The following is a 26,860-nucleotide window of genomic DNA, read 5'->3' as shown; positions in this document are numbered from 1 at the left end:
TCAGTCCATCAGCAGGGCGCGGTTCTTGTCGCCGCGCGCGCGGGCCGCCGTCTGCTCGTCCAGCGAGCCGCCGGCGCGGCGCGTGGCGTCGTCCCACCCGCTCCAGTCCAGCTCGCCGGCGTACGTCCACTCGCCCGCGTCGCGGACCACGCCCAGCGCGCCGGCCATCCCGATCTCCTCCAGCACCGGCCCGACGCGCGCCAGGAAGCGCGAGCGCCGGTCCGACGGCAGGTCGCGGACGATCCCCTCCTCCACCAGCCGGCGGATCCCCGGCGCGTCGTCGCGGCCCAGCCAGCGGAGCGCCTCGGGGAGCGCCTTCGCCAGCGCGGCGGCCAGCCCGTCGCGCAGCTCCGGTGCCTGGGCGATGCGGCGCGCCCAGCCGGCGGCGTACTGGAAGTGGAACTTCTCCTCGTCCAGCAGCTTCTGCACGCGGTTGCGCACGGGCGTGTAGCGGCTGTCGACCAGCGCCGCGTACTGCGCGGTCAGCGCCATGTCGATCAGCAGCCCGGCGGCCGTCATCCCGTTCCACCCGTCGAGGTCGGCGTCGAGCGTGCCGATGCTGCGGTACTCGGCGGCGTCGCGCTCGTGCTCCAGCGCCTTGGGGTCGTCGCCCAGGTCGCCCAGCAGCGCGTAGGTCAGCCGCGCGTGCCCCCACTCGTCCTGGGCCATCGACGACGCGGCGATCCCCGCCTCGAGCGTGGGCGAGCCCAGCATCCGGTCGCTGTAGCGCAGCCCCAGCACGCGCTTGCTGTCGGCCAGCGCCAGCACCAGGTCGCGCAGCGCCGCGCGCGCGTCGGCGGGGAGCTGGTCGGCGGCCTCGTACGTGGCCGCGGCGAGCGTCTCGGTCATCGCCCCTCCTTGCCGGCCACGTCGCCGCCACCGTAGCTGCCGGTGCCGCGGCTGTGGACGATCTCGTCCTCGCCGTCGCTCTTCGCCGCGGTCACGAACTGGCTCTCGTCGGGGTCCACGGGGATGATGGCGGAGCGCGGGATCACGCACATCTCCGCCCAGTTCTGCTCGTCGTAGGTCTTCCACGCGTACACGCGGGCCAGGTCGCCGTCCATGGCGTTGACCCAGCCGATGTGCCGCAGCGGCTCCTCGCGCGACTTGCGCGCGAACACTTCGAATACGGGCTCTTTCATCGGGGAGAAGAAGTCCTGAGTCCTGGGTCCTAAGTCCTGAGTGCTTCGTCCTTGAGCCCAATCCCGCGCAGCGGATCCACTTAGGACTTGGGACTAAGGACTTAGGACTTTCAGTTGTTCATCTACATCGACACGCCGAAGGTCCGCAGCGTCTCGCGGCCCTCGGGGGTGATGCGCGCCTTGGTCCACGCGGGCGACCAGACCTCGTTCACCTTCACCTCGTCGACCCCCGGCTCGCGCTGCAGCCGGTCCTGGATGTCGAAGTGGATGAAGGCCATGCACGGGCACGCCGTGGCGGTGAAGGTGAGGTCCACCTCCACCCGGTTCCCCTCCTGCCGGACGTCGTAGATCAGGCCGAGGTCCACGAGGGAGATGGGAATCTCGGGGTCCATCACCTCGCGGAGCGCGTCCCACAGCGGGCCGGTGCGCTCGTCGAAGGGGACGGGGTACGCGGACGGCGCGTCCAGCAGCGCCGTCCCCCCGTCACCCTCCGCCGCGAAGCGCGATGCGGACGATGCGCAGGCGGCCATCAGGCGGCCATCTCCAGCTGGTGGCGGAAGCCGCGGCCCTCCTGGATCATCTCCACGTACCGCTTGTTCGCGGGCCCGCGCCCCTTCCAGCGCTCGAAAACCTTCGACCAGGAGATCTCGCCCTCGTCGAACAGCCAGCGCTTCTCGCTCTCGTCGTACTCGCACGGGAACGGATAGTCGAGCACGAACTTCTGCTCCTCGTCGCTCCAGTGCGCTGGAACGTCGATGCCGATCCCCTCGCAGAGCGGCACCGTGGACTTCATCCACGTCTGGCGCAGCTCGTCGTTGGTCATCCCCTTCAGCTTGTACTCCAACTGGCCGGAATGGCGCTTCATGTCGTCGGGCAGCCCGAACCACTCCACGGCCATGGGGAACATCCAGTCCACCGCGCGCTGGATCTGCGCCTTGGCCTCGCCGCCGGCCTTGGAGAGGCGCTTCATCCACATCTCGCCGTGGCGGAGATGGAAGGTCTCCTCCTGGTCCACCTTCACCAGCGCGCGCTTGAGCGGGCCGTAGCTGGTGTTCTTGTAGACGTCGCCCAGCAGGGTGATGCCGGCGCGGTCGTACAGCCCGTTGGCCACCACCAGCTCCGCCCAGTTGTCGAGCGGGTGGTCGAAGCCGTAGGGGTGCTTGAACTCGTGCGGCTCGCGGCCGTAGACGAGCTGCTCCTTGTCGAGCCCCAGGTCCTCCAGCAGCCGGTACGCGATGTTGGCGTGCGCCAGCTCGTCCTGGATGATGGCCGTGGCCGAGACCATGGTGTTCGTCGACGGCGCGTCGCGGCTGGCGCCGAAGTACGCCGGCGCGGAGATCAGCTCGGTGTCGGCCTGCACCAGCAGCTGCACGATCAGCGCGCTCTTGTATCCCTCGGTCATCTCGTCGGGGTACTCGACGATGAAGCCGTTGTGGACCTTCTCCTTCAGCTCTTCATCGGTGTAGCGGGCCATCCGCTGGTCTCCCGTATCGTTGGATGGTTTTGCTCGGACACTGAACAATCTCCCCCCGTCTCCGGCGGGGAAACACCGGACGCGGGCAGCCGCGAAGGCCGTGCCCGCGCCCCTTTTACCCTCGCCAAGGAGTCTCGTTCGAACGCTCGTTCGGCGGCGGTAGTTTAGGCCGGGTCCGCGGGGGTGTCAAGCCGACTCGGGGTGACGAAGACTTCCCCGCGGACGCCGACAACCTACGCTGCGCGGGCCCGGAGCGCACGCTCGATCCGCTGGCGATCGTCCGCGTTGCGCGCGGCGCCGCTCCCGCGCCCTCTCCCTGGCGCTTCGCGCCTGTCCCTCCCCCAAAACCGACTTGGGGAGGGACCTGGGCTCGCTTCGCTCGCGACTCTCAGCGCGGAAGTGACAGCAGTTTCGCCAAGGCCCGTATGGGTGCACGGGAGATCACGGTCGCTGCTCGAGCAGGCTCGTGAGCCGCGTGCGGTCGAGGGCGATGGAATGGAGGCTGGCGGCGCTGTTCAGCAGGATCCCCTCGCAGTCGGGGATGGCGAGCGCGACCTGGGCGAGATCGCGCCCCATGACCTCGCGGTTGAAGCGAGCGTGGAACTTCCGTACGAACGCATCGCGGTCCGCGCAGGCCAGGATCATCACCCGCCCGTCCGGCGTGGCCGCCTTCCCGAGCCCGGCCCGGCCCGCGGGCACGACGTACGATCCGCCGCCCGGCGGCATCGGCGCGATCGGCCGCCCACGCGGGGGATCTTCGCCCGGGGCGGGCACGTCGCTGGCGACAACGCCCACGCGCGAGCGGAGGAACGCCTCGCCGAACGCGCGCCACGACGCGTCGGACCCGTCCTCCATCACCCGCGCCATCAGCTCCGACAGCGGCGTCGGCAACTCGCCGGGCGCGGGCGTCGCCGCGGCGCGATCATCGCCGCCGCGCTTGCGGAGGAAGTCGAACAGCCCCATCGAAATCCCCAGTACGTGAGAGATTGGGATCGCGCGATCCCCGGGGAAGGGATACGCAACGGCGACGCCGGTCAAGAGCGCCGCCGCGAGCGACGAGGCTTCCGTTCGAGCCCGCGGGAAACTATTACTACGCCCTCCGCAGCCGCGCGCGGTGCAATCCCCTCCTCCCGCGCGTCTCCGCCGACAGATCTGCCCCGATGGCTCCCGCGCTCATCTCCGCCGCAGACCAGGAGAACGCCGCGACGCTCCGCGCCCGCGCGCTGGCCATCCGCCACCGCGAGCCCGAGGCTGCGCGCGGGCTGGCCGAGCGCGCGCTCGTTGCCGCGCAAAAGCTCGGCGATGCGGAGATGGAGCGGCGGGCGATGGCGGCGCTGGGCGCGTGCCTCTCCGCCGTCGCGGCGGAGGTGCCGCGCGCGCGGGAGATCCTGCACGACGCGCTCGCCCGCTGCGAGCGCGCGGGGGACGACGCCCTGCGCTGCGAGGTGCTGGTCGAGCTCGCCGCCAACCGCGCGTCGACGTACGACTTCGACCTCGCGCTCCGCCACGCGGGCGACGCCATCGAGGCCGCGCGCGCGGCGGGCCGGCCGGACGAGGAGGCGCGCGCGCTGCGGGTGATGGGCACCGTGCTCACCGCGCAGGGCGGCTTCGTGAAGGCGCTTCCGCTGCTGCTGCAGGCGCTGGAGCTGCACGAGTCCACCGCCGGCGGATGGGCGGGCGACGCCGACGACGAGGGGCGGTGGGAGCGCGCCGAGCTGGTCGGCCGCATCGCCATCGTCTACAGCAACATGGACCAGTTCGAGCGCGCGCTCTCCTACTACCGCGTGGCGCTGGAGAGCATGGGCGACCGCTATCCGCTCAACACCGCGCGCACGCTGTACCGCATGGGGATCGCCGCCGAGGAGCTGGAGGATCTCGCGGCGGCGGAGGAATACTACCGCGGCTGCCTGGAGCTGTACGAGCGCGAGGGAGACGCCGCCGGCGCTGCGCTGGGCCGGTTGGGGCTGACGAAGCTCCTGCTCGAGCGCGGCGACGTGGACGCGGCGGAAGCCTCGATCGTCCGCTCGCTCGACGCGCTCGCGGACGCTCCCCTGCACGTGGGCTACTATGCCGACGCCGTGTGGGTGCAGGGCGACGTGCACCTGCACCGCGGCCGACCCGCCGAGGCGTTGGCGTGCTACGAGCAGGCGCAGGCGCTGTTCGTCCGCACCGAGCGGCCGCCCTCGCACACCGCGCAGCTGCAGCGGCGCTTCTCGCGCGCGTACGCGGCGATGGGGCGGTTCGAGGAGGCGCTGCGTTATTTCGAGCGCTTCGACGAGCTGCGCGTGCAGCACCTGCAGGAGCAGGCGAACGCGAAGATGGCGGCGATGATGGTGCAGTTCGACACCGAGCGGGCGCTGCAGGAGCGCGAGATCCACCGCCTGCGCACCATCGAACTGGAGCGCGAGATCGCCGAGCGGAAGGAGGCCGAGGCGGCGCTGGCCCGCGCGCAGGCAGAGCTGGAGGAGCGCAACCGCGAGCTGCACGCGCTCACCATCCGCGACCCGCTGACCGGCGCGTTCAACCGTCGCTACCTGGACCAGCGCCTGGCCGAGGCGCTGCCGCTGGCCGTGCGCGGCGTGCAGCCGCTGAGCGTGATGATCTGCGACCTCGACGATTTCAAGCGCATCAACGACACCTGCTCGCACGCCGTGGGCGACGAGGTGCTGCGCGCCGTCGCAGGCATCCTGCGCCAGCACGTGCGCCAGAGCGACGTGGTGGCGCGTTTCGGCGGCGAGGAGTTCGTCGTCCTCTTCCCCGCCACCACGCTGGAGCAGGCGGCCGCGGCGAGCGAGAAGGTCTGCCGCCTGGTCCGCGAGCACGCCTGGGAGACGGTGCATCCGGGGCTCGCCGTCACCATCAGCGCGGGCGTGGCCGAGGCGGGCCGGCACCCCACGCCCGAGACGTTCCTCGCCGACGCCGACCGCAAGCTCTACGAAGCCAAGCGCCTCGGGAAGGACCGTGTGGTCGCGTAAGGAGATACGATCTCCACTCCCGCCCTCGGCATCTTCCCGCTGAAACGCCATCCCAAGCGGAGCCGTACGCCTGCCCATTCGCGGCAGAGCCGACGTCGTCCAAATCTCCATCCCGATGAATCCCCAACCCGCAATCCTCGTCCTCACCGGCGCGTCCGGCGCGGGGAAGACGACGCTCGTCCATGCGCTCGACGCCCTGCGACTGCCGGGCGTGGGATGCTACTTCTTCGACTCCATCGGCGTCCCCTCGCCGGAGGAGATGGTGCGCCGCTTCGGGAGCGGGGACGGGTGGCAGTCGGCGATGACGGCGGAGTGGATCGCCCGTCTGCTGCGCAACGACGACGGCGTGCGCGTGGCGGTGCTGGACGGGCAGGTGCGGGCGAGCATGGCGCGCGACCACCTGGTGCGGCTGGGCGCGCGGCGCTGGCAGATCGCGCTGGCCGACTGCGGCCACGCGGAACGCAACGCGCGGCTGCACGGCCCCCGCTGCCAGCCCGAGCTTGCGACCCGCGACATGGACTGCTGGGCCGCCTACCTCCGCGGCCAGGCCGACGCGCTCGCCCTCCCCGTCATCGACACCTCGCGGCCGCTGGAGGAGGCTGTGGCGGAGCTGGCGGTTATTCTGGAGCGCCTACAGCGCGATGAGGAGCTATGAGGTGGCTCGATCCGATTCTTCTCGGATGAGCTGCTGGAACGCAGTGATCAGCGGGATCCGATAATAGTGCGAGGCAGTGAACTCCATCCGGACGAAATCCTCCTGGGCGACTCCCAGCCCGGGAGGAACGTCGAGGCGACCCTCACGTTGAAATCGTTCCTGTAATTCCCAGATGACCCGGACCAGCGCGCGTCCTCGCGAGGTGAGCGGGGCGATGGTTTTTGGAAGCAACCCCCGCGTATTCCAATCGACCAGACAGCTGGACACGTCTACAGTCGCAAGATTCTGCTCGACGAGGAAGTTCAGGAATCCGAACAAGAAATCATGCGCTTCCGAACCGAACGACATCCACTCTACATCCTCGGGAAGCTTTGCTTCCGCTACTTCCATTGCTAAATCCATCCCGAAGTAGATGGCATTGGCGATGTTCGTAAGTCCGTTTACAAACAAGTCGAAATACGTGAGATGGAACGTTGCCGAAGCGGTTCTCGCCCTGCAGAGGGCGTCGATTACCGCCGGAAGCTCGAGGAGGGACTGGGTCGGATGTCCAGCCGTATAGAAGAGATCTGCAGCGGTTGCGCTCTGAAGCTGGTTGTTCTTGGGCACCTTGATAGCTTCGGCCGGCGTACTCCGTAATGCTTGACGCGCGTCGACCCAGTATGTGATTCCGTCAGCCGGTGAATGGAGCATCAGAAGCACCGGTAGCGGGAAGATTTCCCAATAGAACCGGTGTTTCTCGTCAGGATGAAACATCCAGTGCTCGCCGTCATCCTTGAAAAAGGAAGGTCCGCTCTTCACCTGAACGGCTACGATCCTGCCCGTTGCACGGCCGTTTGGATCCACCAGTTCAATCTGACCGTCGATACCGACGTCGACGGAGGGCTGCTCACGCCAGATCAACCCGAGCCGGTTGATCTCGGAAGCAACAGCGATAATACCCGCGCGTTCTGTCCAGAGCGTATGCGGAACGCGCGGGGTGCTCACGGCTTGAGCCTGGTGAGATAAGGAGAGAGGTTGGACTTGCTGTGATTACGGCCTCAGACCTTTGAAAACTCCGTCTCGATCGTGTCGATCCCGTCTGAGCTGGGAACCAAGCGGAGGTCGCCAAACATATTTGGTGCTTCCTGATGCAGCACGCGCAGCACCGCACCCGCGAGACGGCGAATCTCCAGATCTGCATTCCCTGCGCCTCGCATTTCGCAGAAGTGGCGCAGTGCGCGGGCGTTCCCGGTAGCTACGATCTTCGTCTCTGCCGAGTTGGGCAGCACTGAGCGTGCAGCCTGCCGCGCGCGCTTCTTCCTCATCGTTGCCGGGCCTTCATCGCCAACCTTCTCCGCTACCCCGGCAAGGAGTTGCTGATAGGAAGCCAGCGAGCGCTCACATGCCTGCCGCCATGTCTCGAACTCGGGCGTGCCCTCCTCGATCTCCGGCGGGAGCACGAACCCGATCTCCGACTCGTCCACGTACCTCTGGCTCAGCTGACTGTATCCCATGCCTGCCCTGTGCCGGATCAACTCGTGCGTCAGCGAACGGCTGACTCCTTCGAACAGGAAGCTCCAGACGGCGTGCTCGAGCACACTGCCGTGCTTCGTCTTCAGGATGTTCGCGAGATAGGCCTGGTTCGTCGTACGGCCGGGGATGGTCTTGTGGCCGCCCTCCAGTCCCGCGTCCTCGCCGAAGCTGAGGTAGCAGAGCCGGCCTGCGAACTCCGCCAGGGCCTCGCCGGCCACCTCGCTGTCGCTGCGCCAGTTGATGTGCGGCGGCACGGTGAACTGCTGGCGCGCGATGACGGTGACGCGGGGCTGGCGGATGATCTGCATGGGGGTCGGCTCCGTGGACGGTGCGGGTGGGCGCGGAAACTAGGCCGCCGCCGCCGCGCGGACAACGGGTCGCGCGCCACCGTTTCGCTTGCGCGGGGGAACGGCGCGCGCGCAGGTTGTGGCGGCACACCCGAACGGCGGAGGAATGGTGCGGATCGCGTCGCTGCTGTCGAGCGCAACGGAGATCGTGTACGAGCTGGGGCTGCAGGACGGGCTCGTGGCCATCTCGCACGAGTGCGACTGGCCGCCCGAGGCGCTCGGCCTCCCCCGGCTCAGCCGCGTGCGCTTCGACCCGTCGGGGCTGACCAGCGGCGAGATCGACGCGGAGGTGCGGCGCTGCATGCAGGAGTTCGGCAGCGTCTACGAGATCGACGCCCGCGCGCTGGCCGACTCGCGCCCTGAGCTGATCCTCACCCAGGCCGTGTGCGAGGTGTGCGCCGTCCCCACGCCGTCGGTGCACGACGCCGTTGCCGCGCTGCCGCACCGTCCCCACGTGCTGTCGCTCGACGCGCACACGCTGGACGAGATCATCGACTCCGTCGAGCAGGTGGCGGACGCGGCCGGCGAGCCCGCGCGCGGCGACGAGACCGCGGCCGGCCTCCGCGCGCGCATCGATTGCGTCCGCAATGCCGTCGCCGGGCGGGCGCGGCCGCGGGTGCTGGCGCTGGAGTGGCTGGACCCGCCGTTCGCGCCCGGCCACTGGATCCCCGAGATGATCGACATCGCGGGTGGGGACGGGCTGATCGGCGCGCCGGGCGGGCACTCGGTGGAGGTGCCGTGGTCGGACGTCGAGGGACTCGATCCCGACCGCCTCCTCCTCGTTCCCTGCGGCTACGCACTGGAGCAGGCGCGGGTGGACGCGGATCGCGCGCGCGAGCGGCTGCACGCGCTCGCCCCGCGCGCGATCGAGCGTGGCGCGGCGGCGATCGGCCACAGCGCGTACTTCAGCCGCTCCGGCCCGCGCGTGGTCGCGGGGATCGAGGCGCTCGCCGCCTGGCTGCACCCCGACGTCTTCCCCGCGGACGCGGCGGACGGCATCATCGAGCGCTGGAGCTGATGCCGCGCGAAGTTCGACTCAGCACTCAGCACTGCAGTTAGGGCGCGCCCCTTGCAATCGCCCGCCGCGTAAACGGGCGAATCGCAAATCCCCCCCAATGGAGGAACGCTGATGCGGATTCCCACCCGCACCCACGGCGTGCTGGACTACACGGTGGGCGCGCTGATGATCGCGCTCCCGTTCGTCCTGCGCTTCGGGCCGGGCCCGCAGACGTGGATCTTCGTCGCGCTGGGCGGCGCGGCCATCGTCTACTCCCTGTTCACCGACTACGAGCTCGGCGTCGTCAAGCGCCTGCAGATGCCCGTCCATCTCTGGCTGGACGGGATCTCGGGCGTGCTGCTGGCGGTCAGCCCCTGGCTGTTCGGCTTCGACACCGAGGTGTGGATCCCCCACGTGGCGCTGGGGCTGCTGGAGATCGCCGTGGCCGTGATCACCGACACCGTACCGGGCTATGAGCGGCGCCGCGCGCGGTGACATCATCCCCGCCGACGAGATGGGGTTCGGCGGGCCGGAGCCGTCGCTCCCCGCCGACCGCCACTTCCACGCGCGCGAGCTGACCGAGGCCGACCAGCCCACCAGGTCGCGCACCGTCTGCTACGCCGACAACGGCAGCGGCGTGCACGCGGTGCCGCTGGAAGACGGGCTGGCGCTGTTCGACCGCTGCCAGGAGGCCCGCAGCGCCGACGACCGCGAGGCGCCGCTCGTCTGGATCGACATCGCCTGCCCGGGGCCCGGCGAGGAGCAGCTCCTGCGCGAGCGGCTGCACTTCCATCCCCTCGCGGTGGAGGACTGCGTGCGCGGCCGGCAGCGCCCCAAGCTCGACCGCTATCCCGGCTACTACTTCCTGGTCCTCTACGCCGCCGCGTTCAACCCCCAGCGCGAGCGGATGGCGCTGCACGAGGTGCACATCTTCCTGGGCCGGCGCTACATCGTGACCGTGCACGACCACAAGGTGCACGAGTTCGGCGAGGTGCTGGCCCGCTGGCGCGCGGACCCCAGGGCGTTCCACTCGGTCGGGGTGCTGGGCCACGCGATCATGGACAGCATCGTGGACCACTACTTCCCGGTGATGGACCACTTCGCCGACCGCGTGGAGGAGATGGAGGGGCAGATCTTCACGGGGCACGATCCCGGCGGGCTGGAGCGGCTGCTGAACGTGCGGCGGGAGATGACGCTCTTCCGCAAGGTGCTGGGCCCCGAGCGCGACCTCCTCTCCACCCTGCTGCGCCGCGACCTGCCGTTCCTGTCGGCCGACCTGATGCTGTACTTCCAGGACGTGCACGACCACCTCATGCGCGTGGTGGAGGAGCTGGACACGCTGCGCGACCTGCTGACGGGGGCGATGGAGGCGCAGCTGTCGGTGGTCTCCAACCAGCTCAACATCACCATGCGGCTGATGGCGGCGTGGTCGATCATCCTGATGGCCGTCGCGGTCGTGGCGGGGATCTACGGGATGAACTTCCACGTGATGCCGGAGCTGTCGTGGCAGTACGGCTACGCGTGGGCCATCGGGGTGATGCTGACCGTCGGCCTGGGGCTGTACGTATACTTCCGCCGGAAGAAGTGGATCTGAGCGGAAGAGTGCGAGAGTGCGGAAGTGCGTGAGTGCGTTCACTCATCGCAAGGCGGCGCACTGATGCACTTCGGCACTGACGCACTTCCGCGCTTGAAAACGCTGGTGCGCCCGCGCCCCCGCGGGTATCGTACGCCCGCCGAAGCTCCGCCGTCTCCGAACCCGTAGCCGACCGCGACCGAACCGGATGATTCCGCCGGCCTCCGAAGCGCTGACCGCCGAAGAGCTGCAGGACGTGTGGCCGATCCTCTCCCGCGACGAGCGCGCGGAGGGGTTCACGCTGCTGCCCGCGGACGAGGCGGACGACTTCTTCCTGGGGCTCAGCACGCGCGACCAGGCGGAGCTGCTGATGGAGCTGCGCGAGGGCGCGCGCCGCCGCTGGGTGCGCCTCCTCCCGCCCGACGACGCGGCCGACCTGGTGCAGGAGCTGGATCCGGACGACCGCGTCCACGTGATCGACTTCCTGGACCCGGTCACCCGGCGCGAGGTCAGCGCGCTGCTGGCGTACGAGGAGGACGAGGCCGGCGGGCTGATGAGCCCCCGCTTCGCGCGCGTGCGGCGCGAGATGACGGTGGACGAGGCCATTACCTACCTCCGCCGCCAGGCCCGCCGCCGCCTGGAGACCATCTACTACGCCTACGTGCTCGACGCCGAGCAGCGGCTGCAGGGCGTGGTCTCCTTCCGCGAGCTCTTCGCCTCTCCCGGCGACCGGCCGATCCACGAGGTGATGGAGACGGAGCTGGTGACCGTCCCCGAGCACATGGACCAGGAGGCGCTCTCGCTGCTGCTGGCCGAGAACGACCTCCTCGCCCTTCCCGTGCTCGACTCGCAGGGGCGGATGAAGGGGATCGTGACCGTCGACGACATCGTCGACGTGGTGCAGGAAGAGGCCACCGAGGACATCCAGAAGGCCGGCGGGATGGAGGCGCTGGACGCGCCCTACTTCGACGTGGGCCTGGCGGCGATGGTGCGCAAGCGCGGCGTCTGGCTGGTCGTCCTCTTCATCGGCGAGATGCTGACGGCCACGGCGATGGCGCACTTCCAGGACGAGATCGCCCGCGCCGTCGTGCTCGCCTCGTTCGTCCCGCTGATGATCTCGTCCGGCGGCAACACGGGGAGCCAGGCCAGCACGCTGGTGATCCGCGCCATGGCGCTGGGCGAGGTGCGGCTGCGCGACTGGTGGCGCGTGATCCGGCGCGAGGTGGCCACCGGGTTCGCGCTGGGGCTGATCCTGGCGGCCATCGGCTTCGTGCGCATCCTCGTGTGGCAGGCGGTCGGCCACGTCTACGGGCCGCACTACATGCTGGTGGCGGCCGTGGTCGCGTTCAGCCTGGTGGGGATCGTGCTCTGGGGCACGGTCACGGGCTCGATGCTCCCCCTCGTCCTCCGGCGCCTGGGACTGGACCCCGCGAACTCGTCCGCGCCCTTCGTCGCCACGCTGGTGGACGTCACCGGGCTGGTCATCTACTTCTCCATCGCCCAGATGATCCTCGGCGGGACGCTGCTGTAAGGTCCGGCGTCTGGCATCGAAAAAGCAGGTCTCTCACGGAGGACACAGAGAACACAGAGAGGCGCTTCTGTTCTCTGTGACCTCTGTGCCCTCTGTGAGAGATTTCTTCGAGGTTCGCAGGAAGGAGGGGAATCGTGTTCGGATCGAATCAACCGCGAAAGCGCCCCGGTCCGCCGGCGGAAAAGGTCGAGATCCCGCACCCGTGGGACGAGAAGACATCCCCTGGCCCCGGGTGGGATGAAGCGCCGGAGAAGCCGATCTCCATCCCCCCGATCTTCAAAAAGAAGGATGTCACACGGAGGAAACGGAGGTAACGGAGGAACTAACTCCGTTTCCTCCGTTCCCTCCGTGTGATCCAAAGCAGTTCAAGAAAAACCGAGGCGGCGGAGATGCTTCTCCACCGCCTCGATTCTCATCTTCCGAGAAGGAAGATCACCAGATCTGCACGCGGAGCGGGTCGGCGCGCACCATGGGGTCGCCGGCGCCGCACCCGAACGCGCGCGCGAACTCGGGCATGTTGCTGAGCGGCCCGTTCACCCGCCACTGGCTGGGCGAGTGCGGGTCGATGGTCGTCAGCATCCGCTGGTACTCGGGGCGGCGCAGCTCGCGCCACACCTTCGCCCATCCCAGGAAGAAGCGCTGCTCGGGGGTGAAGCCGCCGATCACCGTGCGCGGCTTCCCCTCGAGCGCCTTCTGCAGCGCCGCGTAGGCGATGGTCAGCCCGCCCAGGTCGGCGATGTTCTCGCCCGCGGTCAGCCGCCCGTTCAGGTGCATGGTGTCGACCGCCACGTAGCCGCTGAACTGCGCGATGATGCGGTCGGCCTGCGCGTTGTAGCGCGCCGCGTCCTCGGGCGTCCACCAGTCGCGCAGGTTGCCCACCGCGTCGTACTGCCGCCCCTGGTCGTCGAAGCCGTGCGTGGCCTCGTGCCCGATCACCGCGCCCATCGCCCCGTAGTTGGTGGCGTCGTCCGCGGCGGGATCGAAGAAGGGCGGCTGCAGGATCCCCGCGGGGAACACGATCTCGTTCAGCGACGGGTTGTAGTAGGCGTTCACCGTGGGCGGCGTCATTCCCCACTCCGCGCGGTCCACCGGGCGGCCAATCCTGCGCATCCGGCGGTCGAACTCGAATCGGTCGGCCTCCATCGCGTTGGCGGCGTACGCACCCGTCCGCACCTCGAGCGCCGAGTAGTCGCGCCAGCGGTCGGGGTAGCCGATCTTGGGCATGAACGCCTCGAGCTTGGCCAGCGCCGCCTGCTTGGTGGCGGCCGACATCCACGCCAGCCCGCGGATGCGCTCGGCCAGCGCGGCGCGGAGGTTCCGCACCATCTCGTCGGCGCGCGACTTGGCCTCGGGGGTGAACGCCTTCGCCACGTACGCCTGCCCCAGCAGCTCGCCCAGCCCGTTGTCGGCCTCGTACATGCACCGCTTCCAGCGCGGCTGCAGCTCGGTGGCGCCGGTGAAGCGCTTGCCGAACGCGAAGTTCTGGTTCACGAACGCGGACGACAGCCGCGCGGCTTCCTGGTTCACCAACTGCCAGCGCAGGTACGCCTGCCAGTCGGCCACGGGCGCGGTGGTCAGCAGCCGCCCAGCCGCGGAGACGAAGTCGGGCTGGCGGACGAGCACGCTGTCCACCGTGGGCGCGCCCACCTCGCGCAGGTACGCCGTCCAGTCGAAGCCCGGCGCCAGCGCGCGCAGCTGCGCCATCGACAGCTTGTGGTAGATGGCGTTGGGGTCGCGCTGCTGCACCCGCGTCATCGACGCCTGCGCCAGCGCCGTCTCGATGCGCAGGATCTTCTGCGCGTCGTCCCTCGCCTTCGCGGGCGTCTCGCCGGCCAGCTCCAGCATGCGCGCGACGTGGACCACGTACTCGCTGCGCAGCGCGACGGAGGCCGAGTCGGTCTTCAGGTAGTAGTCGCGGTCGGGCAGCCCCAGCCCCGACTGGGCGATCTGCAGCACCACCCGGTCGCTGGCCTTGTCGTCCTGCCCGCCGGCGATGGACCAGAGCGCGCCCACCCCCGACCGACGCAGCCGCGCGGCTTCGGCGGCGATGGCGGCCGGCGTGTTCGCCGCGGCGATGCGCGCGAGCACGGCCTGCAGCGGCGCGGCGCCGGCGGCCTCGGCGGCCGCGGAGTCCATGCAGGCGGCGTAGAAGGTCCCCAGCCTGGCGTAGGGGTTCGACGCGTCGCCGCGGTGCGCGGCGGCGTCCTCGAGCACCGTCTTCAGCACGTTCTCGTTGTTCTCCGCCAGCTCGTAGAACGCGCCCCAGGCGGGGTAGATGGCGGGGATCCTGGTGCTGTCGAGCCACGCCTGGTTGGCGAAGGAGTAGAAGTCCCGGCACGCCAGGCCGGTGGTGTCGGCGCAGGCGGCGCCGCGCGGTACCGCCGCCACGCCGTCCGGCGCGCGCACCGCCGCCGTCGTGCCGGCGGCGAGGGTGGCGAGCGCGGCGGCCAGCCCGATTCGCGATCGGATCATCGTGAGTTACCGCGGTTGGAGATGACGAGGGATGGTGGCACCCGTGTACATAGGGTGCGCGGCCGAGTTCCGCCAGAAGATTGGGACAGACCGTAATGTCTCACGCAGAGTCAGCAGGGTCAGCAGAAACAGCAGGGAAACCGCTGCTGATTACTGCTGACCCTGCTAACTCTGCGTGAGCCCAATCTGTTTGGAACCTCAGCTCCCACTCAGCGCCTGGGTCGCCTCGCGCAGCGCCGCCGTTGCCGCGGCGAAGCGGCGGGCGAGGTCGGCCAGCTCGCTCTCGGCCAGCGGGCGCTCGCCGCCGCGCACGGCGGTGGCGACGCCGGGGAAGACCATGTCGGAGTAGCCGTTGTCCGGGTCCGATGCGTAGATCAGGTTGCGGAACCATTCGCGCCCCTTCAGTCCCTCCGGCCGCGTGAGCGCGCGCTCCACGCCCAGCAGCGCGCGATTGGTCGCGTCGCGCCGCGCGGACGGCAGCGCGCCCGCCAGCGCCCGGTCGCGCGCGGTGGCGAAGTCGCGCGCGGCGGCCTCCATCCCGTCGATGGCCGTGCGCAGCGGGGCCACCGTCGTCGTATCCCACCCCTTTCCCTTCAGCATCTGCTGCACGTCGGGGAGGTAGCCGCGCATGGTGCGCGCGAACTCGGCGTAGTCGTAGGGCAGGATCTCGGCGTTCGCCAGGCGCAGCAGCAGCGCCGCGCCGACGGAGGCCGATGCCGCGTGGTAGAGGAAGCCGGGGTCGCCGAAGCGGCTCATCCACGCGTACGAGTCGTACTGCGAGTGGTAGACGCCGCCCGGCCCGCCGAACCCCCAGTCGGTGATGGGAATCCCCAGGTGGTTGTAGAAGCCGGCGAAGTCCGAGCCCCCGCCCGGGTTCCCCATCGACACCTCGGCCGAGTCGGGGAGGTTCGAGCGCTTGCGCCACACCTCGTACACGTTCCCGCTGCCCGAGGGGTCGGGGACGAGCCGCGCCACGTCGCGCAGCGTCGCGCGCAGCGAGGGCGATCCCCCTCCGTTGAACGCCGTCCCCTGCGCGGCCACGTCCTGGTTGAGGTACGCCACCGCGCCGCGCATCAGCCGCGCGGAATCCTCCTCCACGTACTCGGTCGAGCCCACCAGCCCCCACTCCTCCGCGTCCCACGTGGCGAAGACGATGGTGCGGCGCGGGCGGTGGCCGGCGCGCACCTGGTCCATGATCGCGCGGGCGGACTCCAGCACGCTCACCGTGCCGCTCACGTTGTCGGCCGCGCCGGGGCTCCAGGCGTCGCGGTGGCCGCCCACCATCACGATCTCGTCGGGGAGCTCGCTTCCGCGGATGACGCCGAAGGTGTCCCAGATCTCCTTGTACGCGTTGCTCGCCGCGTCCGTCTCCACCTGGATGCGCGCGACCACCGGTCCCGGCCCCACGTGGTAGCGGAAGGGGAGCCCGCCCTGCCACGTCTGCGGCACGCCCGTCCCCCGCACGCCGCGCAGCAGCTCCGCCGCGTTGGCGTAGGAGACGGGGACCACGGGGATGCGCGGGACGTCCGGCGTCACCCGCCGCGCGCTGTCGGTGGAGGCCCAGCCCGGCGTGGTCGGATCGCCGTCGGTGTTGAGGATGCTCCCGCGCTGCACCCCGCGCTCGTTGCGCATGGGGCCCTCGGGATAGACGTCGCCGCGCACGTAGCCGTCGTCGGCGGGATCGCTGTAGATGACGAGCCCCACCGCGCCGTGCCGCCCCGCCTCGCGCGCCTTGATCCCCCGGAAGCTCCGCCCGTAGCGCGCCACGGCGATCTTCCCGCGCACGGAGACGCCGAGCGAGTCGAGCTTCGCGTAGTCCTCCACCAGCCCGTAGTTGACGTAGACCACCTCGCCGCGCACGTCGCCGGGCGCGCTGGAGCCGTTCACCGTGGGATACTGCCAGAGCCCCGACGTGCTGTCCCCCGGGACGGCGGGCTCGGCCAGCGTGAGCTCGCGGGGATCGGGGGAGACGCGCCAGACGTGCACGGCGGTGGCGTGCGGAAGGAAGACGCGGTAGCGCCGCACCTCCGTCTCCAGCCCCATCCGCCGCATCTGGTCGACCACGTAGTCGCGGGTGCGCGCCTGCGCGGGGGTGCCGGCCACGTGCACCTCGGCCGAGAGCGCGCGCGAGTGCGCCGACGCCCGGTCGGGGCGGGTGGCGGCCACGGCGGCGGCCTCGACGCGCTGCTCGCGCGCGGCGGCGTCGGCGGAGTAGCCCGGCATCTGCTGGGCGTGGAGCGCGGCGGCGGACGCCAGCAGCGCCGCGGGCACGGCGAAGCGAACGAGCACGGGCAAGCCCTCGCGGAATCGGGTGGAGATCGGGGGATGGACGGCGGTGCAAACTACGGTTTGCGACCCGCCCTCACCAGCGGGAGTGATGGTGGTCGAGACGAAGAGGCGGCGGCCCGGTTCTCCGGACCGCCGCCCCTCGTGAGGTTCGATCACATCCCGCTCAGGCAGGCACCCGCTTGCTCGGCACCAGGCCGGCCTGCGCCAGCAACTCCAATAGCTCCGCGTCGGGAATCGACTCCCAGTCGGCCCGCGGTTGCGGCAGGCGGCGCTTCTCGCCGTCCGTCTCGAAGCACAGCCACCCCTGAGCCAGCTCGGGCGACGATCCCTTCAGGACCCCGCTCTGCGGGCGCACGTGCCACGCGCGCCAGGTCCGTCCTTCGTTGTCTTGCAGCGTCCTCATCGTCCTCGACCAGCGGGTCCACAGGGTGCGCCGCGGGCGAAACGCAAGCATCGGGCCGCTGTACGGATTCGGTAAGTCGAAGCGGAATCCCGAGTTGAGCGTCATTGGCGTGTACAAGCTTTGTACATGCGGGAGATGGTGATTTCTCCGGCAGCGCATCACCGCGGAGCGCGTCCACCCGTCCGGTTTGTGCACGCAACCTGCGCTTCGGGTAGGATCGGGAGGATCACAACAGCGCGAGGGCGATGGACGACGCAGCGACGATCTACACCATCGGGCACAGCACGCGGACGATCGAGCAGTTCATCGCGCTGCTGCGGGAGAACGGGATCGAGCTGCTGGTGGACGTGCGGCGCTTTCCCGGCTCGCGGCGGCACCCGCAGTTCGGCAGCGCGCAGCTGGCAGCCTCGCTCGCCGAGGCGGGGATCGGCTACGTGCACGCCGAGCTGCTGGGCGGCCGGCGGAGCGGCGAGGCCGTGGCGGCGTCGCCGAACACGGCGTGGCGCAACGATGCCTTCCGCGCCTACGCCGACTACATGGCCACGCCCGGGTTCCGCGCCGCGCTGGACCGGCTGATCTCCCTCTCGCGCGAGCGCAGGACGACGATCATGTGCGCCGAGGCCGTCCCCTGGCGCTGCCACCGGCGGCTGATCACCGACGCGCTGCTGGCCCGCGGCATCCCCGTCGAGGACATCACCGGGCCGGGTGGGGCGGCACCGGCCCGGCTCTCCGAGCACGCGCTCGTCCGCGGCGACGGCACCGTCATCTACCCCGCCACGCCCGGGGTGCAGGAGGACCTGTTCGCGTAAGTGCAAGGGCGTACACTCCGTTACTTTGACGGCGCCGTTCTTGCGCGTCGGGCGAGGCCTGCGATGCAGGGCGGCGGGCGCTTGCGCGGCGGCGCGGCGCTGGTCACCTTCCGCATACCGCCACACACGGGCACCACCCTCCCGAACCGCGCCGCGATGCCGAAAACCGTCCTGCTGGCCGACGACCACGAGGACAACCGCGTCGCGCTGCAGCTGATGCTGGAGCGCGAGGGCTACCGCACGCTCGGCGCGCGCAACGGCCGCGAGGCGGTGGAGATGGTGCTGCAGCACCATCCCGACCTGGTGGTGATGGACCTGGCCATGCCGGTGATGGACGGCCGCGAGGCCACGCGCCTGATCAAGTCCGACGCGCGCACCCGCCACATTCCCGTGGTGATGCTGACGGCGATGGCGCTCTCCATCGACCGCGAGGGGCTGGAGCGCGAGGGGTTCGACGGCGTGCTCATCAAGCCCGTCCTCCCGCCCCACTTCCTCGCCGACGTCCGCACCCGCATCGGCCCCGCGTAACCGGTGGAGAGACCATGCATCGGCCCGAGCGCATCGTCCGCAAAACCATGCGGATTTCACAGGACAAGCTCGAGCGTGTACAGAAGATCCTCGGAACCAGGACGGCATCCGAGACGGTCGACGCCGCGCTCGATATGATCGCCTTCAAAGCAGAGGTGCTCGAGGGTGTGCGACGCATGGCAGGCTCGCACAGCATCCGCGACATCTACGGTGAAGACGAAACTATGTAAGCGTTTTTGGTGATTGGCGCTCCGCGTGATTATCGCGCGAGAGAAGTGAAGAGGAGGGAGAGATCGAACCTGATCGCTCCTCCTCGTTTTTTCATCCCCGTCATGGCCGCTTCGTGCCGCGGTGGAACGAATCCGCGGGGGAGCGAAACCTCCGTCCGGGTGCTCCCGTAGGGGCCAGCGCAATCTCAGAACACCGGCACCGGGCCTCCCTCCACTCTCGCCCGGCCGACCGGGCCCGGGGCGGCGACCCGCGCGCTCCGCACCCCTACAGCAGAGCCGGACCCATGAGCCTTCTACAGGACCTCCGCTACGGCGCGCGGAAGCTCCTCCACAACCCGGGGTTCTCGGCCGTGTCGGTCGTGACCCTGGCGCTGGGGATCGGGCTGACCACCACGATGTTCAGCATCGTGTATGGCGCGCTGATGCGCGGGCTCCCCTTCGAGCACGGCGAGCGCGTGGTCAGCGTCCGCCGCGAGAACCCGGTGCGCGACCAGCACGAGCTTTCCGTCACGCTGCACGACTTCGCCGACTACCGCGCGCAGCAGCACGTGTTCGAGGGCGTGGCCGCGTTCACCAACGGCACCATGAACGTGAGCGGCGCCGAGAAGCCCGAGCGCTTCGACGGCGCCTACCTGAGCGCCAACGCCTTCCAGCTCCTGCGCGCCAAGCCGTATCTGGGCCGCACCTTCCGCCCCGGCGAGGACGCCGTGGGCGCGCCCGCCGTGGCCATCCTGGGCTACGAGCTGTGGCAGAGCCGCTACGGCGGCGACCGCGGCGTCATCGGCCGCACCATCCGCGTCAACGGCGAGCAGGCCGAGGTCATCGGCGTGATGCCGCCGCGCTTCGCCTTCCCCGCCAGCGAGAAGCTGTGGCTTCCGCTCCGCCAGGCGCTTCCCGCCAAGCGCGGCGACGGCACCGACCTGTTCGTGTTCGCGCGGCTGAAGGAAGGGATGACGATCGACCGCGCCAACGTGGAGATGCGGGGGATCGCCCGGCGCCTGGCCGCGCAGTATCCCGAGAGCAACAAGGACATCTCCGCCTATGTGGAGCCGTACACCAAGAGCTTCATCGGCGACGAGCCGACCAGGCTGCTGCAGACCATGCTCTTCGCCGTCTTCCTGGTGCTGCTGATCGCCTGCGCCAACGTGGCGAATCTCCTCCTCTCCCAGGCCGCCATGCGCGCCAAGGAGGTGGGGATCCGCACGGCAATGGGCGCCAGCCGCGGCCGCGTCATCCTCCAGTTCCTCACCGAGCCGCTGGCGATGGCGATCGTGGCCGCCGTTCTCGGCGTGGGCCTGGCCGCCGAGGGGGTGAAGCTGTTCAACGCGGCCATCGCCAGCACCGAGCCGCCCTTCTGGATCGACATCCGGATCGACGGCCCGATCCTCCTGTTCGTGCTGGCGATCACCCTCTTCGCCACCTTCGTCGCCGGCGTCCTTCCCGCGATCCGCGCGTCGGGCGCCAACGTCAACGAGGTGCTGAAGGACGAGTCGCGCGGGTCCAGCAGCTTCCGCGGGGGCCGCCTGTCGCGCGCGCTGGTGGTGTTCGAGATCGCGCTCTCCGTCGGCCTCCTCGTCGCTGCCGGCCTGACGATCAAGAGCGTGACCAAGCTGCGCAACATGGACTACGGCTTCCCCACCCGGTCGATCTTCACCGCGCGCGTGGGGCTGCCGGAGACCGCTTACCGCGACAGCGCGGCGCAGATCCGCTTCTACGACCAGCTCTACCAGCGCCTGGCCGAGGTGCAGGGGGTGGAGAGCTACACGCTGACCGGGATGCTTCCCGGGCTCGGCGCGCCGACCATCTCCATGATGGTGGAGGGAAAGGTGTACGCGCAGGACCGCGACATTCCCGAAGCGCACTTCATCAACACCTACCCGGGGTACTTCCGCACCTTCCAGGTGTCGGTCGACGGGCGAGACTTCAACACCTCCGACACGCAGGCGGGGGTGCCGGTGGCGATCGTGAACCACGCGTTCGCGGTGAAGCACTTCGGGCGCGAGAGCCCCATCGGCCGGCGCGTGCGCTTCGGCGACTCGAAGAGCACCGAGCCGTGGCGGACGATCGTGGGCGTGGTGCCCGACATGTGGAACGACGGGCCCGAGAACGAGGATCCCGAGTCGGTTTACGTTCCCTTCGCCCAGTCGCCGCAGCGCTTCGTCTCCGTCGTGATCCGCCCGCGCGGCGTGACGCCGGGGAGCATGACGGCGCCGGTGCGGGGCCTGGTGGGCAGCATGGACCCCGACCTTCCCATCTACTTCGTCAAGACGCTGCAGGAGCGGATCGACGAGCAGACCTGGTTCTACCGGGTGTTCGGGGCGCTGTTCATGATCATGGGCGCGGTGGCGCTGGTGCTGGCCGCCGTGGGGCTGTACGGGGTGATGGCCTTCAACGTGGCGCGCCGCACCCGCGAGATGGGCGTGCGCATGGCGCTGGGGGCGCAGCCCGCCGACGTGGTGCGGCTGGTGATGCGCCAGGGGGCCATTCAGCTGGCGATCGGGCTGTTGCTCGGCTCGGGTCTGGCGTTCCTGCTCTCCAGCGGGCTCAAGATCATCCTCTTCCAGGTGAGCTTCCTGGACCCGGTGGTGGTGGGCGTCACCTTCGCGGTGCTGATCCTGTCGGCCTTGGCCGCGTCGTGGATCCCCGCGCGCCGCGCCACCCGCGTGGACCCCATGGTGGCGCTCCGCTACGAGTGAACCGAACCGCGCCGGCCCCGCGCGGGCCGGCGCACCGACTTGAGACCGGAGATAAAGAACGATGAAAGCGAACGACGCCCTGATCCGGATGGCGGACGTGACCCGCGTGTTCCTGACCGAGGAGGTGGAGACGCACGCGCTGGCCGGCGTGAGCCTGGACATCCGCCGCGGCGAGTACGTGTCCATCGCCGGCCCGTCGGGGTGCGGCAAGACCACGCTGCTGTCCATCCTCGGCCTGCTCGACTCGCCCACCGCGGGCGAGCACGTGCTGAACGGGCAGCCGGTGGCGCGGCTGACCCCGGCGCAGCGGGCCACGATCCGCAACCGCGAGATCGGCTTCATCTTCCAGGCGTTCAACCTGATCGGCGACCTGACGGTGGCCGAGAACGTGGAGCTGCCGCTGACCTACCGCGGGATGGGCGCCGCCGAGCGCCGCGCGCGCGTGGCCGAGGCGCTGCAGAAGGTGGGGATGGACCACCGGACGAAGCACTACCCGTCGCAGCTCTCCGGCGGCCAGCAGCAGCGCGTGGCCGTGGCGCGGGCCATCGCCGGCGGACCCTCCGTCCTCCTGGCCGACGAGCCGACGGGGAACCTGGACTCGGCCAACGGCGGCCACGTGATGGACCTGCTGGCCGACCTTCACCGCCAGGGCTCGACCATCGTGATGGTGACGCACGACCCGCGCTACGCCGAGTACGCCGAGCGCACCATCCACCTGTTCGATGGCCGCGTGGTCGACGCGCTCCCCGAGGGGCACGAGCACCCGGCGGCGATGCTGGCGACGGCGTGAGAGTGAGAAGGTGCGAAGGTGCGAAGGTGCGAAGGTGCGAAGGTGCGAAGGTGCGAAGGTGCGAGAGTGCTGAGGCTGAGTGCTGAGTGCGGCAGTTCGCGCCGGAACTGGCGCACTCTCTCGCACTCTCGCACTCTCGCACTCTCGCACTCTCGCACTCTCGCACTTTCGCACTCTCGCACCAAAAAAACGGCGAGGCCGCACCCGGAGGTGCGGCCTCGCCGTCTTGTCCGCGGAGACCGGAGAGGCTTACAGCCCCGCGGCCAGCGAGCTGTTGGTGACCGCGCGGTAGGTGTTCAGGCGGCCGTTGCCGAAGGTGGTGTCGTAGCCGTTGGCGCCCTTGTCGTCGGCGGTGCCCAGGATGCGGCTGCGCAGCGCGGCGCCGCGCAGGCCGGTGACCGAGGCCACCACGCCGGCCGTGCCGGTGACCTGCGGAGCCGCCATCGACGTGCCCTGCATCCAGGCGTATCCGCCGCCCTTGTACGCGCTGTAGATGCACCCGTTGGACGTGGTGTTGCTGTAGCAGCTGCCGCCCGGCGCGCTGATGTCCAGCCCCGAGCCCCAGTTGGAGTACGGCGCCTTCTGGTCTGCCCAGGTGGTGGCGGCCACCGAGATGGCGTTGGGGTCGCAGGCGGGGCACTCCACCGTGCCCACGTTGCTGTTCCCCGCCGACGCGATCACCAGCACGTTCTTGCCGGTGGCGTAGGCGATGGCGTCGGCCTCGGCGCTCGACAGCCCGGCGCCGCCGATCGACACGTTCACCGCCACCATCCCCGGATAGTCGGCGGCGGCACGGATGGCGCTGGCCGTGGCGCTCACCGGGCAGCCGCGGCGGCCGCACACCTTCTGCACGTACACGCGGACGTGCGCCGCGGCGCCCGAGACGCCGGCGACGCCCACCGTGGCGCCGGCCATGGTGCCGGTGGTGTGCGTGCCGTGGCCGTCGTCGTCGGCCGGGTTGTTGTCGTTGTTGTACCAGTCCTGCCCGGCGATCAGGCGCCCGGTGAACTCGGGGTGCGTCAGGTCCACGCCGGTGTCGATGCTGCCGATCACCACGTCGCTGCCGCCCGCCGCGTACCCCTCGATGTTGTCCATGTCGGAGTCCAGCGTCGAGGCGTAGCTCGGACCGATGGGCTGCCCGGAGTTCTTCCCGGACGTGAACGTCATGTTCAGTCCGCCGGGGTTGAAGAACGCCCACAGGTTGGGATTGATGGCGTCGACATGGCGCAGGTAGTTGGGCTCGGCCCACTGCACGCGCGGGTCCTTCGCCAGCTCGGCGGCCACCGCGCGCTCCTGCCCGACCTCGGCCTGCAGCACGGTGAACGCGGCGGCGTAGCCGGTGGCGCTCAGGCGCAGCCCGTGGGCGGCGCTGAGCACCGAGGCGCTCATCCCCGGCTTCATCTTCACCAGCACCTCGCCCGGCATCACCTGCTCGGGAACGGCCTTCATCGCGAAGGGCTGCGGTCCGTCGGTGGTCGGGGCCAGCGCCGTGTCGCCGCCGTCGGCGCAGGCGGCGGCCAGCACCAGCGCGGCCACGGCCGCAGTGTGGAGACGTGCCATGCGTGGGATCTCCTGGAGCTGAGTGAGACGTCCGTCACCCGGCAGGACAGGTCGGGTGGTGGTGTGGCGATGGGAATCGCACGGTCGCTGGTCGCGGCAAGCCCGGCGCCATCTCACGGCGCCTGGCTCGACATTTCTAAGTAATTGGTGGGATTGTACTTAGAACCTGATGTCCCATTCGCGGCGGCTGAACCGCGCTGGTGCAGCCGCACCAAGGTGGTGCGCGGGCGCCACAATTCCAAGTGGAGCGTTTGTTCCCGCCTGCCGTCGACTGTAACCGGCTGCGGCGGCGTGATCTCCAAACGCGGTGTGATTCACGCCCGTCCGTCATCCCCGCGTTTTCTCGGAGATCCCGCCGATGTACAAGCCGAAGCCCCATCTTCCGTGCCCCATGCCGGCCGCGCGCGAGCTGCGCGTGCTGGTGCTGAACGGCTCGCTCAAGCACGCGCCCGGCATCTCCAACACCGCCGAGCTCGCCGACCTGGTGCTCGACGCCATGCGCGAGCACGCGCCCGTCCACGCCGACGTGGTGCGGCTGGCGGACCGCAACATCCCCGTGGGGCTGGGCTTCCGCGAGTCGGACGACGACGGGTGGCCGGAGATCGTGGGGCTGCTGAAGGCGGCCGACGTGGTCCTCTTCGCCACGCCGGTGTGGTGGGGCGGGCGGTCGAGCCTGATGCAGCGCGCCATCGAGCGACTGGACGCGCTCGACGAGGAGTACCACGCCTCGGGGCGCAGCGCGCTGTACAACAAGGTGGCGGGGATCGTGATCACCGGCAGCGAGGACGGCGCGCTGGCCACGATGGGGAGCATCATGATGGTGCTCACCTGGATGGGCTTCACCCTGCCGCCCGAGTGCGCCGCGTACTGGGTGGGCGAGGTGGGCTTCCCGCCCGCGGACGACCGCGAGAAGCGCCTGCGCAACCCCGCCTCGCCGGCCATGGCGCGGAACCTCGCCCGCAACCTCGTCTACTACGCCCAGCTGCTGAAGGCGCACCCGCTGGCGCCCGGCGCGCTGCGGCTGGAGGGGATCCACGAGCCCGCGCCGGCGGCGTGATTGGACGCCGTGCAAGTGATGCAATCGTAAGGGGATGACTCCGCTCACGTCGGGCGGGTGCGGTACAGGCTTTGCACTCCCCTCCGCCTGCCGGTGACGGAGACCTATCACCTGGGAGGTGGAGTGATGCCGGACCGCGACATGATCAACGAGGGCGTGGAGAACCAGCTCGAGGGCAAGGGCGAGGACCTCAAGGGCCGCGTGAAGGACGCGGTCGGGGGCCTGACCGGCGACGAGAGCCTCCAGGCCGAGGGCAAGCTCGACCGGCTGAAGGGGAAGCTGCAGGACACCTTCGGCAAGGGTGAGGAGGACGTCGGCCGCAACCTCTGACCGGGGCGCGGTGACGGAATTCGGGGCGGGAGGCCGCGCGGCTTCCCGCCCCGTCTCGTGCGGAGGTCCGAGATCCCCGGAGGGGGATCCAAGCGCCCGCGCCTGCGCCGGGTTTCGCGTTGTACGTTCTTGGCAGACCTGAAGATAGCCCCGTTCACATCGCGGGTGTGGGGTATCGTCCTTGCGCGGCCTCCCCACCCCCCTCGGTGCCGGAGAACTCTCACAGCGAGGTAGTGCGATGGCGGACCGCGACATGACCAGAAAGGGCGTCGGGAACCAGCTCGAGGGCCGCGCCACGGATGTGCGGGGGCGGGTGAAGGAGGAGATCGGCGCCCGCGCCGAGGACCTGGAGCGCGAGGGCAAGCTCGACCAGGTGAAGGGGCGGGTGAAGGAGGAGCTCGGTGCCCGGGCCGAGGGCCTGGAGCGGGAAGGCAAGCTCGACCAGGTGAAGGGGAAGATCCAGGAAACCTTCGGGAAGGCCCAGAGAGCCATCGGTCGCGACCGCTGACCGGGCCGACGGATGGACGGGGCGGGAGGCGGCGCGGCCTCCCGCCCCGTCGCTTTGTCTCAATCATAGGATGATCATACGGAATCCGGGAATTGGGTTGATGCACCCGGACCGATCCCACGCCGACGTCATCCTGAGGCCGGCCAGACCGCAATCAGCGTCTGCGCAAGCGTTCGCAGGCCGAAGGATCTATCATTGCGTCAGCACGGAGATTCGGTCAGACCCGCCAATGCTTCACCCGACTCGGCACCTTTCTCCTCCGTCCGCATCACCCCACCGCGCCCGCCGCGGCGCGCCCCGCCGCGCGGCCGGAGAAGATGCAGCCGCCCAGGAAGGTGCCTTCCAGCGCGCGGTAGCCGTGCATCCCCCCGCCGCCGAAGCCGGCCGCCTCGCCCGCGGCGTACAGGCCGGAGAGCGGCTCGCCGTCCTCCCGCAGCACGCGCGAGGAAAGGTCCGTCTCCAGCCCGCCCAGCGTTTTGCGGGTGAGGATGTGCAGGCGCACGGCGATCAGCGGGCCGGCTTTCGGGTCGAGCAGGCGATGCGGCTTGGCCACGCGAATCAGCTTGTCGCCCAGGTAGTTGCGCGCGCCGTGGATGGCGGTGAGCTGCGCGTCCTTGGTGAACACGTTGTCGAGCTCGCGGTCGCGCGCGCGCACCTCGCGCTCCACCTGCGCGGGGTCCAGCAGCGGCTCGGGGGTCAGCGCGTTCATCCGGCGCACCAGGTCGGGCAGGTTCTTCTCCACCACGAAGTCGGCGCCCTTCTGCTTGAACGCCTCCACCGGGGCGGGCGCGCCGGGAAGCGCGCGGCCCAGCACCATGCGCACGTTCTTGCCGGTGAGGTCGGGGTTCTGCTCGCTGCCGCTGAGCGCGAACTCCTTTTCGATGATCTTCTGGGTGAGGATGAACCAGGTGTGCTCGTGCCCCGTGGTCATGATGTGCTCGAGCGTGCCCAGCGTGTCGAAGCCGGGGAACAGCGGCACCGG

At 69.9% G+C, this 26,860-nt stretch carries 26 protein-coding genes; 14 read left to right on the top strand and 12 right to left on the bottom strand.

Going from position 1 to position 26,860, the window contains the following annotated elements:
* The 5 genes from VF092_12835 to VF092_12815 all read right to left on the bottom strand — a co-directional run bounded on the left by VF092_12835 (position 1) and on the right by VF092_12815 (position 3,579).
* Positions 1 to 849 (bottom strand): Phenylacetic acid catabolic protein, encoded by an 849-nt coding sequence (locus tag VF092_12835; protein ID HEX6748173.1) that lies wholly within the window; start codon positions 847 to 849, stop codon positions 1 to 3.
* Positions 846 to 1,142 (bottom strand): hypothetical protein, encoded by a 297-nt coding sequence (locus tag VF092_12830; protein ID HEX6748172.1) that lies wholly within the window; start codon positions 1,140 to 1,142, stop codon positions 846 to 848. Before VF092_12830 ends, VF092_12835 begins: the two co-directional genes overlap by 4 nt.
* A gap of 122 nt (positions 1,143 to 1,264) precedes the next feature.
* Positions 1,265 to 1,672 carry a metal-sulfur cluster assembly factor gene (locus tag VF092_12825; protein ID HEX6748171.1) on the bottom strand — a complete coding sequence of 136 codons (408 nt, stop codon included), beginning with the start codon at positions 1,670 to 1,672 and terminating at the stop codon, positions 1,265 to 1,267.
* Positions 1,672 to 2,616 (bottom strand): Phenylacetic acid catabolic protein, encoded by a 945-nt coding sequence (locus tag VF092_12820; GenBank protein HEX6748170.1) that lies wholly within the window; start codon positions 2,614 to 2,616, stop codon positions 1,672 to 1,674. The genes VF092_12825 and VF092_12820 overlap by 1 nt, the downstream gene beginning before the upstream one ends.
* Positions 2,617 to 3,057: 441 nt before the next feature.
* Complete coding sequence (locus VF092_12815; GenBank protein ID HEX6748169.1) at positions 3,058 to 3,579, bottom strand: hypothetical protein; 522 nt, start codon at positions 3,577 to 3,579, stop codon at positions 3,058 to 3,060.
* Positions 3,580 to 3,776: 197 nt separating this feature from the next.
* Here VF092_12815 and VF092_12810 point away from each other — a divergent pair, with 197 nt between their 5' ends.
* Both VF092_12810 and VF092_12805 read left to right on the top strand, forming a co-directional pair.
* On the top strand, positions 3,777 to 5,591 hold the full coding sequence (locus tag VF092_12810) for a tetratricopeptide repeat-containing diguanylate cyclase (GenBank protein ID HEX6748168.1): 1,815 nt from the start codon (positions 3,777 to 3,779) through the stop codon (positions 5,589 to 5,591).
* A gap of 115 nt (positions 5,592 to 5,706) precedes the next feature.
* Complete coding sequence (locus tag VF092_12805; protein ID HEX6748167.1) at positions 5,707 to 6,246, top strand: hypothetical protein; 540 nt, start codon at positions 5,707 to 5,709, stop codon at positions 6,244 to 6,246.
* Here VF092_12805 and VF092_12800 read toward each other — a convergent pair.
* Positions 6,241 to 7,230 (bottom strand): DUF4365 domain-containing protein, encoded by a 990-nt coding sequence (locus VF092_12800; protein HEX6748166.1) that lies wholly within the window; start codon positions 7,228 to 7,230, stop codon positions 6,241 to 6,243. The genes VF092_12805 and VF092_12800 overlap by 6 nt on opposite strands.
* A 53-nt stretch (positions 7,231 to 7,283) precedes the next feature.
* On the bottom strand, positions 7,284 to 8,066 hold the full coding sequence (thyX, locus tag VF092_12795) for an FAD-dependent thymidylate synthase (protein HEX6748165.1): 783 nt from the start codon (positions 8,064 to 8,066) through the stop codon (positions 7,284 to 7,286).
* Positions 8,067 to 8,214: 148 nt separating this feature from the next.
* Between thyX and VF092_12790 the strand changes: the two genes are divergently transcribed.
* The 4 genes from VF092_12790 to mgtE all read left to right on the top strand — a co-directional run bounded on the left by VF092_12790 (position 8,215) and on the right by mgtE (position 12,206).
* Positions 8,215 to 9,123, top strand: a complete 909-nt coding sequence (locus tag VF092_12790; protein ID HEX6748164.1) for an ABC transporter substrate-binding protein — start codon at positions 8,215 to 8,217, stop codon at positions 9,121 to 9,123.
* Between the two features lie 111 nt (positions 9,124 to 9,234).
* Positions 9,235 to 9,597 (top strand): hypothetical protein, encoded by a 363-nt coding sequence (locus VF092_12785; GenBank protein ID HEX6748163.1) that lies wholly within the window; start codon positions 9,235 to 9,237, stop codon positions 9,595 to 9,597.
* Positions 9,575 to 10,696, top strand: coding sequence for a magnesium/cobalt transporter CorA (corA, locus tag VF092_12780; protein HEX6748162.1), 1,122 nt, complete (start codon positions 9,575 to 9,577; stop codon positions 10,694 to 10,696). Before VF092_12785 ends, corA begins: the two co-directional genes overlap by 23 nt.
* Positions 10,697 to 10,883: 187 nt before the next feature.
* Positions 10,884 to 12,206: a magnesium transporter gene (gene mgtE / locus VF092_12775; GenBank protein HEX6748161.1), complete on the top strand. Its 1,323-nt coding sequence runs from the start codon at positions 10,884 to 10,886 to the stop codon at positions 12,204 to 12,206.
* Between the two features lie 432 nt (positions 12,207 to 12,638).
* Here mgtE and VF092_12770 read toward each other — a convergent pair whose 3' ends face one another.
* The 3 genes from VF092_12770 to VF092_12760 form a co-directional block, all read right to left on the bottom strand.
* The gene (locus VF092_12770; GenBank protein ID HEX6748160.1) at positions 12,639 to 14,678 is read right to left on the bottom strand and encodes a M13 family metallopeptidase; all 2,040 of its coding nucleotides are present in this window, start codon (positions 14,676 to 14,678) and stop codon (positions 12,639 to 12,641) included.
* A gap of 198 nt (positions 14,679 to 14,876) precedes the next feature.
* A complete protein-coding gene (locus tag VF092_12765; protein HEX6748159.1) occupies positions 14,877 to 16,967 on the bottom strand; it encodes a M20/M25/M40 family metallo-hydrolase in 2,091 nt (696 codons plus the stop codon).
* A gap of 163 nt (positions 16,968 to 17,130) precedes the next feature.
* Positions 17,131 to 17,370: a hypothetical protein gene (locus VF092_12760; protein ID HEX6748158.1), complete on the bottom strand. Its 240-nt coding sequence runs from the start codon at positions 17,368 to 17,370 to the stop codon at positions 17,131 to 17,133.
* A gap of 245 nt (positions 17,371 to 17,615) precedes the next feature.
* Between VF092_12760 and VF092_12755 the strand changes: the two genes are divergently transcribed.
* From VF092_12755 to VF092_12735, 5 genes are all read left to right on the top strand, one after another.
* Positions 17,616 to 18,179: a DUF488 domain-containing protein gene (locus tag VF092_12755; GenBank protein HEX6748157.1), complete on the top strand. Its 564-nt coding sequence runs from the start codon at positions 17,616 to 17,618 to the stop codon at positions 18,177 to 18,179.
* A gap of 156 nt (positions 18,180 to 18,335) precedes the next feature.
* Positions 18,336 to 18,707 (top strand): response regulator, encoded by a 372-nt coding sequence (locus VF092_12750; protein HEX6748156.1) that lies wholly within the window; start codon positions 18,336 to 18,338, stop codon positions 18,705 to 18,707.
* A gap of 14 nt (positions 18,708 to 18,721) precedes the next feature.
* Positions 18,722 to 18,937 carry a hypothetical protein gene (locus tag VF092_12745; GenBank protein ID HEX6748155.1) on the top strand — a complete coding sequence of 72 codons (216 nt, stop codon included), beginning with the start codon at positions 18,722 to 18,724 and terminating at the stop codon, positions 18,935 to 18,937.
* Positions 18,938 to 19,221: 284 nt separating this feature from the next.
* The gene (locus VF092_12740) at positions 19,222 to 21,633 is read left to right on the top strand and encodes an ABC transporter permease (GenBank protein ID HEX6748154.1); all 2,412 of its coding nucleotides are present in this window, start codon (positions 19,222 to 19,224) and stop codon (positions 21,631 to 21,633) included.
* Positions 21,634 to 21,694: 61 nt separating this feature from the next.
* Positions 21,695 to 22,423, top strand: a complete 729-nt coding sequence (locus tag VF092_12735; protein HEX6748153.1) for an ABC transporter ATP-binding protein — start codon at positions 21,695 to 21,697, stop codon at positions 22,421 to 22,423.
* Between the two features lie 249 nt (positions 22,424 to 22,672).
* On the opposite strand, the gene VF092_12730 is transcribed toward VF092_12735, so the two are convergent.
* Positions 22,673 to 23,983, bottom strand: a complete 1,311-nt coding sequence (locus tag VF092_12730) for a S8 family serine peptidase (GenBank protein ID HEX6748152.1) — start codon at positions 23,981 to 23,983, stop codon at positions 22,673 to 22,675.
* Between the two features lie 358 nt (positions 23,984 to 24,341).
* On the opposite strand from VF092_12730, the gene VF092_12725 reads away from it, so the two are divergent.
* From VF092_12725 to VF092_12715, 3 genes are all read left to right on the top strand, one after another.
* Positions 24,342 to 25,040 carry an NAD(P)H-dependent oxidoreductase gene (locus VF092_12725; GenBank protein HEX6748151.1) on the top strand — a complete coding sequence of 233 codons (699 nt, stop codon included), beginning with the start codon at positions 24,342 to 24,344 and terminating at the stop codon, positions 25,038 to 25,040.
* A gap of 126 nt (positions 25,041 to 25,166) precedes the next feature.
* Positions 25,167 to 25,370, top strand: coding sequence for a CsbD family protein (locus tag VF092_12720; GenBank protein HEX6748150.1), 204 nt, complete (start codon positions 25,167 to 25,169; stop codon positions 25,368 to 25,370).
* A 238-nt stretch (positions 25,371 to 25,608) separates the two neighbouring features.
* On the top strand, positions 25,609 to 25,878 hold the full coding sequence (locus VF092_12715; GenBank protein HEX6748149.1) for a CsbD family protein: 270 nt from the start codon (positions 25,609 to 25,611) through the stop codon (positions 25,876 to 25,878).
* Positions 25,879 to 26,146: 268 nt separating this feature from the next.
* Here the strand turns inward: VF092_12715 and VF092_12710 are convergent.
* Positions 26,147 to 26,860: FAD-binding protein (locus VF092_12710; GenBank protein ID HEX6748148.1), on the bottom strand; the 714-nt coding region annotated here is incomplete at its 5' end.

It is taken from the genome of Longimicrobium sp., assembly GCA_036377595.1.
Lineage (GTDB): Bacteria > Gemmatimonadota > Gemmatimonadetes > Longimicrobiales > Longimicrobiaceae > Longimicrobium.
Note: the sequence above shows the minus strand (reverse complement) of the source record. Positions and strands in the feature narration are given on the sequence as shown.